This window comes from Spirosoma aureum, from assembly GCF_011604685.1.
Classification (GTDB): domain Bacteria; phylum Bacteroidota; class Bacteroidia; order Cytophagales; family Spirosomataceae; genus Spirosoma; species Spirosoma aureum.
In genome coordinates, this window is sequence record NZ_CP050063.1 from 75,301 (window position 1) to 90,808 (window position 15,508).

At 48.8% G+C, this 15,508-nt stretch carries 9 protein-coding genes; 4 read left to right on the plus strand and 5 right to left on the minus strand.

Annotation, left to right across the window (positions count from 1 at the left end):
- Positions 1-11: 11 nt before the first annotated feature.
- From G8759_RS00295 to G8759_RS00315, 5 genes are all read right to left on the minus strand, one after another.
- A complete protein-coding gene (locus tag G8759_RS00295; RefSeq protein WP_167204205.1) occupies positions 12-1,694 on the minus strand; it encodes a glycoside hydrolase family 43 protein in 1,683 nt (560 codons plus the stop codon).
- 189 nt (positions 1,695-1,883) lie between these two features.
- Entirely contained in the window at positions 1,884-3,698 is a 1,815-nt protein-coding gene (locus G8759_RS00300) for a RagB/SusD family nutrient uptake outer membrane protein (protein ID WP_167204207.1), read from the minus strand.
- A gap of 14 nt (positions 3,699-3,712) precedes the next feature.
- Positions 3,713-7,177: a TonB-dependent receptor gene (locus tag G8759_RS00305; protein WP_167218585.1), complete on the minus strand. Its 3,465-nt coding sequence runs from the start codon at positions 7,175-7,177 to the stop codon at positions 3,713-3,715.
- Between the two features lie 239 nt (positions 7,178-7,416).
- Positions 7,417-8,490: a FecR family protein gene (locus G8759_RS00310; protein ID WP_167204209.1), complete on the minus strand. Its 1,074-nt coding sequence runs from the start codon at positions 8,488-8,490 to the stop codon at positions 7,417-7,419.
- 58 nt (positions 8,491-8,548) lie between these two features.
- Positions 8,549-9,145, minus strand: coding sequence for an RNA polymerase sigma factor (locus tag G8759_RS00315; protein WP_167204211.1), 597 nt, complete (start codon positions 9,143-9,145; stop codon positions 8,549-8,551).
- A gap of 860 nt (positions 9,146-10,005) precedes the next feature.
- Here G8759_RS00315 and G8759_RS35740 point away from each other — a divergent pair.
- Genes G8759_RS35740 through G8759_RS00325 form a run of 4 tightly spaced genes read left to right on the plus strand, consistent with a single transcriptional unit; the run spans position 10,006 to position 15,400 of the window.
- On the plus strand, positions 10,006-10,191 hold the full coding sequence (locus G8759_RS35740; protein WP_232074082.1) for a hypothetical protein: 186 nt from the start codon (positions 10,006-10,008) through the stop codon (positions 10,189-10,191).
- Positions 10,163-11,764 (plus strand): ligand-binding sensor domain-containing protein, encoded by a 1,602-nt coding sequence (locus G8759_RS00320; RefSeq protein ID WP_232074083.1) that lies wholly within the window; start codon positions 10,163-10,165, stop codon positions 11,762-11,764. The genes G8759_RS35740 and G8759_RS00320 overlap by 29 nt, the downstream gene beginning before the upstream one ends.
- A complete protein-coding gene (locus tag G8759_RS35745) occupies positions 11,721-12,083 on the plus strand; it encodes a hypothetical protein (protein ID WP_232074340.1) in 363 nt (120 codons plus the stop codon). Before G8759_RS00320 ends, G8759_RS35745 begins: the two co-directional genes overlap by 44 nt.
- Entirely contained in the window at positions 12,083-15,400 is a 3,318-nt protein-coding gene (locus G8759_RS00325; protein WP_167204213.1) for a putative Ig domain-containing protein, read from the plus strand. The genes G8759_RS35745 and G8759_RS00325 overlap by 1 nt, the downstream gene beginning before the upstream one ends.
- The last annotated feature ends 108 nt before the right edge of the window (positions 15,401-15,508 follow it).

The window sequence follows — 15,508 nt, forward strand, 5'->3', positions numbered from 1 at the left end:
GGGAAGGAAATTTACTTTTTGAATACGGGGTCATCGCCCTGGTATTTTAGAAACTGGAAAGAAGCCGAGCTGGATGTTGCCTCGCCGGACGATGTAGCATACATACCGTACAGGCACCCGATAAATCCTCCTGCCACTTTGGTACTCAGGAATTTAGCATCCACTTTATCTTTCAGAAGCTGCCAGTTTCTAGTGTCGGTTGATAAGTAAAAACTATAGGTGTCGCCCTGCGATGTAATGCGTAGGCCGACTTTTTCTGATTTCGAATCCAGCTTAATTGCTGCCAGTAATTCCATATTCTTTTCTTTAGGAACGCTCTTGTAAAGCTGCAAAACATCGTTACCCTGCGACTGTGATCGGCACAGGAAATAGAAATGGCTTTCATCCTGAAAAACAACCAGTCCCGCCTTCTCCTTCTCTGATTTTGGAGTAAAAGTCAATTCTGTTTCAGCCGTACTGTAGAGATGCTGCTGACGCTTCCCGATGAAAGCCGGATTACCCATTTCCATGATGGTTTCGTGTTTCAGTTTGAGCGTCAGGCCCTGTTTCTTCGACAGCGAGAACGAGCTTCTGTCAATCGTCCGCATAAACAGAAGGGCAGGATCAAGCTCCTTATCGAAAGGTATGGTGTATGCAAAATTACCAGCTTGCGGGCGGGCGCCTTTCTGCTTTATCTCTTTGTAGCTAACTGGGTATGAATACTTTATTTCTTTGCTGTCGGGATTAATAATTGGCCATTCGTCTTTCCATTCAACGGGTGCGATAAACGTTTCGCGACCCGTATTGTAATAATCGCCTTCGTAAGGTCTGACAGCCAGGAAAATGGCATACGTTTTCCCATCGGGACCTTCCACAAACTGCGCGTGTCCCGCCGAAGTAATGGGATCTTTTCGATTGTCGGGAAGCCCCTTTTGGGTCAGAATAGGATTGTGTTCGTAGGGCACGTAAGGTCCCCAAACCTCTTTACTTCGAAACACCACTTCCGAGTGGTTGACGGATGTACCCCCTTCGGCCGCATACAGGTAATACCAGCCATTCTTTTTGAGAATATGCGGCCCTTCAATCCAGACGGGCTTTTTGGCAATATCGACCCCACCGTTGACCAATTGTTTTTCTTCGCCTGTCACCTGTAGGCTACCCGGGTCGAACTCATACATCCGGATGGTTCGGTGGCCCGAATACAACGGTTTACGGTCGGGGGCATCGCTGTTATAAAGAATATAAGCTTTGTTACTCTCTTCATCAAAAAACAGTGACGGATCAATGCCGTGCACCTGTGGAAGTTTAACGGGGTTACTCCACGGACCGGCGGGATTTTTGGCCGTAACGACGAAATTTCCATCGTGGTCAATGTCGGTACAGGTAACGTAGAACGTTCCTCTAAAATAGCTTATGGCGGGAGCAAAAAGGCCTCGTGTCATCCGCTCGCCCATAAAATCCAGTTGTTCAGGCCGGTCGATCACATTGCCGACCTGCTTCCAGTTTTTTAAATCCCGGCTATGCATGACAGGAATGCCGGGGAAGTAGGAAAAGGTCGAATTAATCAGGTAGTAATCCGGCCCGGCTTTCACGATACTTGGGTCAGGATAGAAGCCCGTCAGAATGGGATTGATCAAGGTAGTCTGAGCAAACCCTGTATGGCTCAAAACCAGAGAAAATGCCGAAAAAACAAAAGAGAAAAGATATTTTCTCATAATGATTGCAGAAAATTACGTTAGCTGATCTGGCAATATTATTCTACTTCCTGCCAGAACCAGCTGGGATAATTGATAATCAGATGATGGGTTTTCCAGGCTCGCTTACGAATCACCCTTTATACCTGACCACTGTCCAACTGGAAAAGATCAAGGACATTGGTCAGGTATAAAAAAGCTAGATAGGCGCTAATAACCAGGATTTTGCGGAAACTTGGGACCTTCAACTACCCTGTCGATTTGTGATTGCGGAATAGGTCTCAGCATATGAAAATCCTGTATGTATGGGGCTGCCTCAGGATTCCAGGCTTTCACCCGTCGTACCAGCGAACGGGTACGAACCAGATCATGCCACCGTTGCCATTCACCGAATAATTCGCGGGTACGCTCATCCAGAATAAAGTCTACGGTTACATCGGCCGCGGTAATGGCCATAGCCGTTGCAGCGGCTGCATTTTGAGCGGCCGTATTGGTTTTCCGGAAAGCGGCCCGTTGTCTGACTGTGTTCAGTAGCGCAGCCGCTTTAGTGGCATCACCTGCTTTCAGGTAGGCTTCGGCACCGGTCAGGTACACATCCGAAAAGCGATAGAGCACACAGGGCCGGGTCGATGGATCGTTGAAGTTGGCACCCCGGCTGGGGTCCATGAATTTCTTCAAAGCCGGAAAAATTCCGTTATCCCATAAGCTGGGCGGTACAACTAACCCTTTAAACGGTCTTGTACCTACGAATTGTGGGGCTCCCGCTACTTCAAAATCAGGTAACCAGACAGCGGTATCCGCTCCCACAACGGTCGTGTAACCGATTCCCCGGCTGTTATTGGCAGCTGTAGGCGTATTGGTAACAGACGTATTGGCAATATAAACCGTATAGAACGAATTTATAAACCGTGAATCAATAGTCCGATTCGTAAAGGCCTGATCCAGAAAATAGTTCTTGCCGGCATTGGCCCCTGTTTTCAACTTGTCGCTGTTGGGACGCATACGCGTATAGGGACGACCGTACTGCGAATCCCGGATCATCAGGGAGGTTCCACTATTCACGTAAGCTCCCGTAGCACTTTTGAAGGAGTTGATGCCACTATTGTTGGGATAATTCCAGTTCGTGAACCAGGGAGACAAGTTATTGGCAAATCCACCCCCTTCCGCAGCGCCGACCTTATAGTAGCCATATTTCGGGTCGAGCATGTGATCACTGACAAACATGGTTTCTTTGCCGTAATCGTTAGCCGGTACAAACGCATCGCCGTAATCCTGCCACAAATCTAGCCCGTAGGTGGATTTATTGGCAATGATGTCGGCGCAAAGGGAAGCCGCCTGCGTAAAATCAGCGGCCGTATTATTGAGCCATCCACGGGTTAAATAGGCCTTTGCCAGCAGCAACTGAGCTACGGGTTTGGTGGCGGCTTTTCCTAAGAATGGGGCTGTAGGTTGGTTGGGCAAATCAGCGGCAGCTTCAGATAAATCTTTGATAATCAACTCATAAACCTGCGCTACAGGCTGACGTGAGGCTGCCTGGGAGGGTACTGTAATAAATTCAGTACTGAGCGGTACGTCACCCCAGGTTTGTACCAGATAAAAGTACCAGAACCCCCGCAAAAACTTGGCCTGGGCCAGGTATTGCTTACGGGTAGCTTCTGGAAGGTCGATTGTTTGACCGTACTTGAGTACACCATTCAGCGTGTTGATATCCTGAAAAGCTACGCCCCAGGCCGAACCGAAATTACTTCCATTTAACCCATTATATGTATAGGGTGGAACTCCTCCGCTACTGGCTCCCTGGATGAATTCGTCGGTGCCTGCCTGCATTTCTACTGTGAAGCCTTCAGTACCCCACTGGCCACGGATATCGTTGTACACGCCGGCAATGCCGCCTAATACGCCGGATGGACTATTGAAATAGGAAGGAACAATTTGGGACTGTGGATTCTCCTGTAATATTTTTTCGCAGCCTGTGTTAAGCAAGGCAGCCAGGCCAATGATGGACCAGATATTTATTGTTTTCATGGCTCGATCAATGATTAGAATTTAAGATTTACCCCAAGCGTGAATTGCCGTACGGGCGGGTTGTTCAGGTTCACAGCGATCTGACGCTCCGGCGTACCGCGATCGCTGGCACCCTGCGGATTCAGGGTCGACTGACCACTGGCATAGCTATTGCCTTCTGGATCGACAGCCAGTTTCTGGCTAACCAATGGCGAATAAAGTATTAACGGATTGGTCGCATTGAAATAAATCCGGGCTGAATTCATCCCGATTTTTTTGATCATCGTGCTGGAAAAGGTGTAGCCCAGGTTGATACTCCTGACTTTGATGAACGAACCGTCGTAATAACCTAACGTAGAGCCGAAATAAGCGACTGCACTACCAGCATCGGGCGCCGGGAAGGCATTGGTCGGATTCGTTTCTGTCCAATAATCGGTTTTGATCTGATTTACCCGGCCCTGATTGTAGAATGCAAAACCGCCCGAACCCGTAGAGTTACCGGTTAGGTAAGGCACGATTACTTTCATCCCCATTCGGGCAAAGGTTACAATAGACAGATCAAAGTTTTTGAAGCTAAACCGGTTGGTGATGCCTCCCTCCCAGTTGGGCTGGAAATTTCCCAGAATCTGCCGATCAGCAGGATCAATCTTCCCATCTCCATTCACATCTTCCACTCGAATCTGACCGGGGAACTGAACGGGTGAGGTTTGTTTGGCCAACGTACCATTTTCTTTATCTGATGTCTGCCAGATGCCAATTTTTTTGTAGTCGAAAATGACAGAGAGGGGTTGTCCCACAAACCATCCTGCTCCTAAATTGGACAGTTCAGTTGGTGTTGTGAGCTGCGTAATTTTCTCCCGGTTAAAGAAGTACGTTATATCGGCACTCCAGTTGAAGCCTTTCGGGTTCCTGAAAATATCGACTGTCAATGCGGTCTCCAGCCCTTTTCCTTCCGTTCGTCCCAGATTTTTCAACGTCGAGCCGGCTCCATTGCTGGGAGGTAGTGGCACCGACAGCAAAATATCTTTGGTTTGCTGGTGATACCAATCGACCGAACCTGTAATGCGGTTATTCAGAAAGCCGAAGTCAATACCAAGATCCACCTGGGAGGTCGACTGCCAACCCAAACCGGTAGCGGGCAGACTGGTAACCGTGTACGCTAGCTGCTGACCGGCAGTACTCGTACCAAAATTGTAATAGCCGGCCGACAAGGCTCCCAGTGTCGCGTAAGCGCCTACGTTTCTATTTCCGGATAATCCCCAGCTACCCCGCAGTTTCAGGTTTGAGATGAAAGGGGCTCCTTTCATAAAGCCTTCCTCGATAATATTCCAGCCAGCGCCAATAGCCGGATAGTTGAAATACTGGTTACCCGGCGATAGGGTCGAAGAGCCATCCCGTCTCAGGGTCAAGGTTAACAAATAGCGATCATTGTAGCTATAATTCACACGACCCATGTAAGAAAGCAAACCGGTTTCCGAGAAGGAGTTACCAAAGTCAGAATTGGCAACTGGTGTCCCGGAAGCCAGTGAGAAATTAGACGTCTTGATGTAATCGGCTGGAACCCCCGTTATCGTAAATCGGCTACCCAGTGAATGGTTTTTCGTAATTTCATACAACCCGGTAAAGCCCAGTTTATGTTTCCCGAACGTTTTATCATAATACAACAGGTGCTGGAGGTTGATGTCCCAGTATTCCGTGTTACTTATTTCAGCATTAGACGACGACTGAACCGTGGCCGAGTTAAAATAGGTCAGTGGCCCATTATAGCCATTGTAGTTCGACTGGCTGTAATTCAACCCGGCATTCATCCGATAGCGCAAACCGGGTAAAAGGTTCACCTCTGCGTATATACTATTAAAGGTTCGCAATGACCGGGTACGGCCCAGATACGAATCGGTTTTGGTGATGATCGTTAGTGGGCTTACTCCGGCCGCATCAATGGAGCCTTCTGCCGGGAACAGGTTCACCGTACCGTCGGCATTATAAGGCGCTGCCAATGGCGTTGTACGCACCAAACCGCCTGGAATCCCACCACCACCCGGCGTATTGGTATAGGTAAGTGTATTCAATGTGTTCAAACCAATCTTAATACGCTTACCAACGCGCTGGTCGATCGTCGCCCGGATGGTATAGCGTTCAAACTTTTGGCTAGGAATAATACCTGTCTCATTAAAATATCCCAGACCCAGCGAATACTGTGTATTTTCCACTCCTCCCACCATACTTAACTGATGGTTGGTGTTGAAGCCTTGTTTGTAAAGCAAATCCTGCCAGTCGGTTGAAATACCGGCCGCTAAGGCATCTTTTTCTTTCTGCGTAAGCGGATAGGCGGTCGTGCCCGGGCTGGTGCGGTTATACTTGGTCGCATCGTCTTTAAACTGAGCATATTCCGGACCATTCATCACATTAAATTTACCCATGATGTTCGTTACACCGTGGTAGCCGTCGTAACTGAATACAGGCTTTCCGATTTTTCCCCGTTTGGTCGTGATTAGAATAACGCCCCCCGATCCCCTCGATCCGTAAATGGCTGTAGCAGAGGCATCTTTCAAAATTTCGAGGTTCGCGATATCATCCGGATTTATGTCATTGAGTCCACCATACGGTATCCCATCGACCACAACCAATGGCCCATCCAGTCCATCGCTTGAGCCAGAGCTGGTTGTTAGTGTTCGGTTACCTCTGATTCTAATCTGTCCCTGTGAACCAGGTGTTGAGCCATTACTGATAATCGAGACCCCCGCTGCCCGGCCTTTTAACTGGCTGACTAGGTTAGGTGCGGGCACTTCCCGTAGGGTTGTTTCATTAACCGAAACCACCGAACCCGTAACATCCCGTTTACGTTGGGTGCCGTACCCGACCACGACCACTTCATTGAGTGTTTTGTCATCGGCAACCAGTGTGACATTAATAACCGAGCGATTTCCTACGGTCACCTCCTGCGTAGCAAAGCCTATGAAGGAGAAAACAAGCACAGTACTGGCCTCATCCGGAATGGAAAGTTTGTAATTACCATCACCGTCTGAAGTTGTTCCGCGTGTCGTATTCTTTATTTGAATATTTACGCCGGGTAAACTTTCGCCATTTTCACCGGTGACCCGGCCAGTCAGCTGTTTGTCCACAGCGGCCTCCGTGTTGAGTTCGCTGGAAGCGTTTTGCTGAGGCTGCGTTATTGGCGAAGCGTACCTTTTAATTACAATCTGCTGACCTACAACATCATAGCTCAGATTAAGTGGCGTCAGGATATGATCCAATACCTGCGAAAGCTGTTCATTTTTTGCCTGGTAATTAACTTTTCGTTTCGATTGAATGATTTCCCGGCTGAATAAAAATTGAACGCTTGTCTGTTTTTCAATTCGCCGGATCGTCACCTCAACATCCTCATTCTGGGCTGAGATACTGACTCGTCGACTTAAAAGCTCCTGCGCTTTGCCGTCAAGGGCAAAGCCTACATTAGTTAGGGTAAGTGCAAGTAAGATTTGCAGGCTTGAAATTTTCATAATCCTGATCCAAACATTGCGATTGATGAAAAGGTAATGCATACATTTATGCGTTTTTGTTGTTTTTAGGAAGAAATGACATAAAACGTGTCCCTTCTCTACTCGAAGAGATAATGTGTATATCTGACACATTTAGGGGAATTCGAGCGATAGTGTTGGTAGCACTATCGCTTTTCTGTTAGAAAAAGGATAGTTTTTTATACCATAGATAGTAGATTGGTTAAAGGTTACAGAAACAATTAATTACACCCGCGGCTATGAATAATCACCTGGTTATCAACAACGTCAAAGGTAGATTCAATGGTTAGACAGATAAGTCTGATTTTCTCCAGAAAAGGAACATCGTTAAGTTGCCCGGTAAATGTGCATTTGGTAAGCAAGTGCCGATCATACTGAATAGGCATGTTATAGCTGGATTCCAGTTGAGCAAATACGTCCGATACTGGCGTGAATTCGAAGCTAAACTGCTGGTTGACAATGGTTGACGAAATTTCTTTCGATGGACTAAAATCCTGCTTGACGACCTTATCTGTTTTCGTTTCAAAACTGAGTTGTTCGTTTCTTGTCAGCAGAACCGTTTTGTCGGGTGAATCAATGGGAGTAACCGAAACTTTACCCGTCTTCACCTTGACATAAACCGCCGTTTCCTTGTCGAAAGAACGTACCTGGAAACTGGTTCCCAGCACTTTAGTGGTCAGATTGGTTGTGTAAACAATGAAAGGTCTGGCCGGATTTTTAGTCACTTCGAAAAACCCTTCTCCCTGTAAATACACTTCCCGAAGCGTATGCGTGTTTTGTTTATGAAAACGTAGCTGACTTCCTGTCGATAGCAATACGGAGGAGTTATCTGGCAGCAGAATGACCAGAGGCTGGCCCGTTACATTCTTTACAATTTTCCAGCCGGCATCCTGTACAGGCTGCTCTACCTGTTTGTTGAATACCGCTATCTGTTCGGGAATGGGGCTACCTATTTGCCACCAGATTATAAGAGCAACTACTGCTGCCGCAGCAGCCCATCGCCCCCAATGCCCACTAAATAAAGGTTTTATTGGGGTAGTCGCTGGCGTAAGCTGATCCAGAATTTTTTCGGTATGTTCTTTTACGAATTGGTCTGAAATTGCAGCCTGCTTTCCCTGAAGTACCAGTAAGGTAGCTACGGCCTGTTCGTAGAGGTCCCTTTTTTCGGGATACTGGGCCAGCCATTGTTGCCAGTACAACTGATCTTCCGGCCGCCTTTCACGAACCCACGTCCGAAAGGCGTCGTTTTCTAAGAAATCGTCAACACTTGAAAAATGGTCGGGCGGCAGCGTCATTGGTACTTTTCTACTATTTTTATTGATAGTATGAAGTTCCTATTCGCCTATACCCTTCTCAAAGGAAATTTTTTTGAAAAAAAATACAAATCACCGGAAATACGTGGACAAGCCATTGGCTCCGAAGCTTATTAAGTGCTTTCTGGAGAAAATTGGAGACTGATTGGCGGTTTACGTTCATTACTTCGGCGATCTCCGGTATGGATAGATTTTCGTAATAACGTAGATATAAAGCTTCCCGCTCGCGGGCTGGCAAGGCTGCCAGTTGATCCTGAATCAGTTTCGTCATATTGACCAATGACTCCTGACGAATCAATAATGTTTCTGAGTCAACATCCTCAGCGACCGACGTATCCCAGTCCAGTTCTTCGTATTTTAACCGTTTTTGAGCGCGGAGATGCTGAATGATATGGTTCCGGATTGATTTTAGTAAATAATGCTTAACTGACTCCGTTTCATTTATCTGTAATCGATTTTGCCAGAGCTGTAAAAACAATTCCTGTATGCAGTCCTCTACGATCGATTCTTCAACCATAAATTTTAGCCCATAGTGTTTCAGTACGCCATAATAGCGTTCGGCCAGTAAACCTAATGCCTGTTTATCACCTGCGCGATAGGCTTGCCATAGCGCTTGGTCCTGTGGCTGAAAAATCATGAAACTAGTGTGAGTAAGCTTACAAAAATAAAAAAATCATACAAATGTTTTGAATTGTACAATAAGTAATTCTTTTTATCTGAATAAAATTTGGGAAGGTAATCAGCAGTTACGTTAGAATACACGAATGAGTCGAGAAGCTGAATGCAGATGCATATAGCCCGAAATTAACGAGCAATAGCACTATCTGGCTTCTGAGTACGACGACAGATCACAACTTTGCCTGATAAGTACAAATACTCTGATAACCCAACCTTTTGATGTGCATATACTTATCTAGTTACTTAAAGACATTATTCACCAAAGCTGTGTTGTACTGATTTGCCCAACAATAGGCAATCGGCAACTAATAGGGCGCCATTATTTATTGGTGTAAAAATGACACTTATCTTTTAAATGTCAAAACTTCAGCTATTTTTTTGGCTACATCTAAGTTTAATTTTCATTAAAATAATCAACCTGACAAGAATTATATTCGCGACTGTAGAACCGCTTTCAATACAGGGAGCAGTTCCGAGGACTATTTTTTTTCGTATCCTTTTGGGCCGGGAAGGATTTAGCCAGGTAATAACTGATTTAGGTATTCACAGTGGCTATAGCTGGCAGAGCATTTTCGATGCTATTTCACACAAATCTCCGCACGTATGGCCAGGTATCCCCCGTTTGATTCAACCCGATTCAACTACACTTGAACACAAGGTTGTTTGAACCATTTCTTAACATTGACCATTGAGGATTTCATTCGTCCTAAACAGTATATTTAAAGCCTGTTATACATTTGTAGATGACTGATTTAGAAACAGGTGAGTGCTCTTTTACCAGAAACATATATACATCTTGCTTTTTATCGACTTAAGCGGATGGCTGTAAAACCGGCCATTTACCTGATAAGCCTGCTCATTGGGCTCTGTACCTGGGTAGAGGCCCAGCCCTATGTGGCCTGGGTGAAGCATTATGGCCCGGAGGAGGACTGGCACACCGGGAAGTCAATGCTATTTTCAGGATCGGCAGGGGTTTATGTGGTTCGGCACCAAGTTTGGTCTTAGCCGCTTCGATGGAAAGACATTCACTACGTTCACTAAAGATCGCAACGGACTCGATTTTGACGATATTCATGCTATCGCACAAGATGCCAATGGTTTGTTATGGTTAATGGGGCCTTACCATGAAGCGCGGATAGCCATATTTAACCCGTTGACGAGTAAGCCGGTTGCTTTTAAAGACATACGTTATGCCCAACAGGATACCGCTTTCGTTCATGAAGCGGTAGGTCTGTTAAGTGGTCATGATGGTACTATCTTCTTAACGAACTTTCGCTCGGCTAAACTCACCGTTTACCAACCAACTAAGGGCGTGCGTTCTGTTTCTCTACCTCAGTTTAAAACACTGGGTAGCTTTCAGTCGACGGACGAAAATACGGTCTGGTGCATTGCCGATGATCGACATATTGTTGAATTGACCCCCGACGGCCGTGTGCTGCATCAGTTTTCTCATGGGCAGGGCGATGAGATCAGCTGGCATTTCGGCCAGCGAAATGCGGGAATCGAGTTTTTCTATTCGGTTTATAACCCGGCAAAAGGTGGTAAACGATTGTTTTACAGTATCGATGAACAGGGGCAGCGGCAGCAGTGGCCATCGGCCCTGATCGATGCAATGGCTCGCTATACGGGCGCGATCTGCTATCCATTGAACCGGAATGGTCTACTATGGGATGGCATCACGCTGCGTGACTCCAACAACCGAACGCTGCTAACCATTACCGACCAGACTGCTGGCGAAACCATTGAGAATCGTAGTTTTTACCGGGATCGGAGCGGTCTGCTTTGGTTAGGGACCAGCTTTGGTGTCTACCAGGTTAAATTAACGCCAAACTACTTCCACCGTTTGTTTTATCAGCCAGGCAACAAAGGCGATCAGGTAGCGGCCATTCGGGGTATCACGGTACTGGGCGATCAGGTATTTGCCAATCAGGAAAAGTTTGGTCTCTATTCGGTTCCGTGGCAAGGGGGTGTACCTAAAAAAGCATACGGAAATCGTTTTTTTGCTTATGGTTTAGCGCAGGATCGGCAGGGAAAACTGTTTAAAGGAGATGTCAATCAGGTGGTTCACTATGACCCATCGACGGGTAGTACTACCACTATTCCCCTACCCATCGACTCGGAAGCCTGGGCACTATATCCCTGGAATTCTGACCAGTGGCTGGTGGGTACGCCAAAAGGACTTAGACTGATAAATCCCCAAAACCGACAGGCAACCCAGTTTAATCAATACAATCAATTTACGGAACTGGCGCAGGGCCATATTCTCCACATCGCTCCTGACCGGCAGGGCACCATCTGGATTTGCGCGACGACCGGATTGTATACCATAGACCCGATAAAAGGCATTACTGCCCGCTACTGGAGCGGGGGTAAAGGTCGTTTTTACCTGCCCGCCGACAATTATCAGCATTTTTATGCCGATAAGCAGGGAATTTACTGGCTGGCCACAGGAAAATGCCGGCCTGATTCGCTGGGATCGGAGGGCGCATCTGTACCGACAATTTCGACGCTCCGAGGGGTTATCCAACGACAACATCTATGCCGTCTATGCCGATGGGCGAGGGCATCTCTGGCTTAGCAGTGACTATGGCATTATGCAGTTCGATCCGATCCGGCTCACGACCCGTACCTACTTTGTGCAGGATGGTATTACCCAGAATGAGTTCAACCGGATTGCGCATGCCCAGGACAAGGCTGGTCGGATTTACTTCGGTGGTCTCAATGGAATCACAACCTTCGATCCGCAGGATTTTGCGGTCGAACCTCCACCGGCTCCACTCCCAATCCAACTGGTATCGTTCCGTCAGTTTGATCAGGCAAGTAATAAACTCATTGACAAAACGGAAGCCCCTTCACGGGCAGCACCAGTAGTACCAGCTTTAGCCAGAGCCTGGTAGTGAGTGGGTCGGGCAGTCAGAGTTTCAGTCTGGGTAGTCTGACCAATCTGCAAACGCTTAATCTAGTCACGAACCAGTTAAGTGACAGTATTCCCGCTAGTCTGGGTAATCTGACCAACCTGCAACTGCTTTATCTGCTCCAAAACCAGTTAAGTGGCAGTATCCCGGCTAGTTTGAGTGCGCTAACGAACCTAATATCACTTATTCTGAGCAACAACCAGTTGAGTGGTGATATCCCGGCTAGTCTGGGTAATATGGCCAATCTGCAATACCTTGAGCTGTTCAACAACCAGTTAAGTGGTAGTATCCCAGCTAGTCTGGGTAGTCTGACCAACCTGCTATCCCTTCGTCTGAACACGAAACAGTTGAGTGGCAGTATTCCATCTACGCTGGGTAGCCTGACCAACCTAACACTGCTTACTCTGTCTGATAACCAGTTGAGTGGGTGTTGGCCAGCTTCGCTGTCGGCCTTGTGTGGGCAAACTAATATGTTTTTCACCAACAACTCGGGCCTGCCTGGGGGAGGGAGTAATGCCGCCCTTGTTGCCTTCTGCAACACCGGGCAGGGCAGCGATGCTTTTGTGGCTACTGCCAGTGCCAGTGCCCCCACGGTGACTGTGGGCGGGGTGGTCAGTCTGAGTACTGCCGGGGGCACCAGCTATAGCTGGATAGCGCCCGCGGGAGCTCAACTCAGCAACCCGTCCACAGCGAATGTGGTCTCAGCCACACTGACCCAAGCCGGCCTACAGACCTTCACCGTAGTAGTCAGCAATGGGGGAACCTGTAGTCAGACGGCCACCGTTTCGGTGACGGCCAGCGGTGTTCAGCCCACCATTAGCGGTTTTGGGACTACGGTGAGTGTGGTCTGTGTGGGTAGCCCCGTGACCTTCACTGCCACGGTAGGCAACGTGTCGGGGAGCTATACCTACACGCTCACCAATGGCGGCAGTCCTCTAACCGGAAACAGTAGCAGTACCGCTTTCAGCCAGGGTCTGGTGGCTACCAGTTCCGGCAATCAGAGCTATTCATTGATTATTCGTAGTAATGACCTCTCGGCCAGTGCCACCACCAGCCTGATGGTGAATGCGCTACCTACCCCTAGCCTCCAGGCCAGTGGGACCCTGAGCTGTGCGATAACCAGTGTCACACTGACGGCCAGTGGAGGTTCTGTTTATACCTTCAGTGGGCCTGGACTAGTGAGTCAGAATGGCGAAAGTGGCACGGCGGTAGTGAACGCGGCTGGTACTTACTCGGTCACGGTCACCTCGGCAGGGGGCTGTTCGGCGACGGCCACTACGTTGGTCAGCAGCGACACCACGGCGGCCACGGCTACCATTCTGGCTCCGGCCAGCACCACCCTCAGTTGCACGACAACGAGTAACAGCCTGACAGCTACGGGGGGCGATACCTATCACTGGGATGACAACTCGGCCAATGCCATTCGTACGGTTACCGAATCGGGCACTTATTCGGTGACGGTTACGGCTTCCAGTGGCTGCACCGCTGTAACGAATATACTTGTAAGTGCTGACCAGAATGCTCCTCAGGTGAGCATTGCGGCATCGAGTACTGTTCTGACCTGTGCCAACCCATCGGTCACATTAACGGCCAATGGCACCGGGTCCTTCCGGTGGAACACGGGCTCGCCCGAGAGCCAGATTTCGGTGAGTTCGTCGGGCACCTACTCGGTGACCCTGACCTCGCTCAGCAGCTGTACGGCGAGCACCAGTATAATGGTTTCTGTGGATCAAACGGCTCCCTCCGTGAACATCAGTCCCAGCAGTGCCACTTTGACCTGCGCCAATCCATCGGTGACCTTAACCGCACAGGGATCGGGGGTTTTTCGCTGGAATACGGGTTCAGTTGAGTCACAAATCAATGTCACCACACCGGGGCTTTATTCGGTGACACTAACCAATGGCAATGGCTGTTCGGCCGTTGCCACCAGAACGGTAGAGAGCAGCACCAATTTGCCTGCCCCTGGACTACTGGCCAGTGCCACCTCAACAACCAATCAACCGATCTCGGTAACGGCTAGTGGCTGCTCGGGCATGCTAAACTGGTTTCCTCAGGGTGGCACAGGTCAGGCCAGTGGAGACGTCTATACGTTCAGCCAGCCCGGCAACTACACCCTCTCGGCGAGTTGCACGGTTGAGTCCTGCTCCAGTCCGCAGGCAAGTCCGTTGAGTTTGCAGATTCTGCCCGGTGGCTTTGCCATTACCAAAGTGACGATGGTCAACTGTACGCTCATCGATCAGGCCAGAGGAAGCTATCAGGTTCGGTTCACTCCCCAGTACGTGGGGCAAAATGGCAACCTGATCAGTTTCTCGGTAGTCAATGAGATGCCAGCCACGACGGCTCCGGCTCCCTACTTACTTCAATTGTACAATGACAATCCGGTAATTACGCTGGTGGCTAATCAGGCGGGTAATCCCGAAGCGCGTTTTTCCTACAACTGGCTGGCTTCCTGCCAGACGGGCAACAACCCCAACAGTCCGCCTACGACCAGCGGAATCCCCAACCAGACCATCCTGGCGGGGCAGGCCTATCAATTACAGCTGACCAATTATTTCTCCGACCCTGATGGCCAATCGCTGACCTTCTCAGCGACGGGCTTACCTGCGGGCTTGAACCTCAATGGCAGTCTAATCAGCGGCACTCCTTCTACGACGGGAGTCTTGACGGTGTCCATTACGGCACTTGACCCAGGTAGTTTGTCCGCCCAAACCAGCTTTCAGTTGACGGTCAACCCTATGCCTTCTACGCCAGCGGGCTTTACGATTGTGGGTGTCTCGACGGTGAGTTGTTCGGTCTTGAGCGCTGGTCTTCGTCGGGTAACGTTTACCCCCCAGTACGGCGGCACCGACAGTTCACCCATTAGTTTTTCGGTAGTCAACGAGATGGTGGCTACTACCAATCCGGGACCGTATAGTCTGAATTTGTACACCGACAATCCCAATATTACCCTGACGGCTAAACAGGGGGCATCAACGGCTAGCTATGTCTACAACTGGCTTTCGGTCTGCAATCCACCTGCCCGGGTCGGTTCCGGGGAAGCCCCAACAGGCTTACAGGTCAAGGTACTGGGCAATCCTGTGGAGGGTAATGCTGTGGAGGTCGAGATTCGGGGTGTTTCAGGCCAGGCTGTTCAGTTGAATCTGGTGGACATGCAGGGCAACCTCCTGCATCAGCAGCGTCTTGAGGAAGCGGCTTCGCTGGAGCGGGTGATTTTGCCCATCCGTACGGGTCAGGGGATACTCCTCTTACAGGTCCATACGGCCAAAGAACACCAACAGATGAAGCTTTTGAGGCCTTAACGTTTGAAACTGGCTCAAGTAAGCCCAGACCTATTTTGATCCGGGCTTACTGATAACCAAGCGGAGTAAGGATGTGTATATACCATTAACTTACATCGCCTACTCCTG

Coding starts and splice junctions, on each gene's coding strand:
- G8759_RS35740 (WP_232074082.1), top strand. CDS start 10,006: ATGGCTGTAAAACCGGCCATTTACCTGATAAGCCTGCTCATTGGGCTC.
- G8759_RS00310 (WP_167204209.1), bottom strand. CDS start 8,490: ATGACGCTGCCGCCCGACCATTTTTCAAGTGTTGACGATTTCTTAGAA.
- G8759_RS00320 (WP_232074083.1), top strand. CDS start 10,163: ATGTGGTTCGGCACCAAGTTTGGTCTTAGCCGCTTCGATGGAAAGACA.
- G8759_RS00315 (WP_167204211.1), bottom strand. CDS start 9,145: ATGATTTTTCAGCCACAGGACCAAGCGCTATGGCAAGCCTATCGCGCA.
- G8759_RS00295 (WP_167204205.1), bottom strand. CDS start 1,694: ATGAGAAAATATCTTTTCTCTTTTGTTTTTTCGGCATTTTCTCTGGTT.
- G8759_RS00300 (WP_167204207.1), bottom strand. CDS start 3,698: ATGAAAACAATAAATATCTGGTCCATCATTGGCCTGGCTGCCTTGCTT.
- G8759_RS00305 (WP_167218585.1), bottom strand. CDS start 7,177: ATGAAAATTTCAAGCCTGCAAATCTTACTTGCACTTACCCTAACTAAT.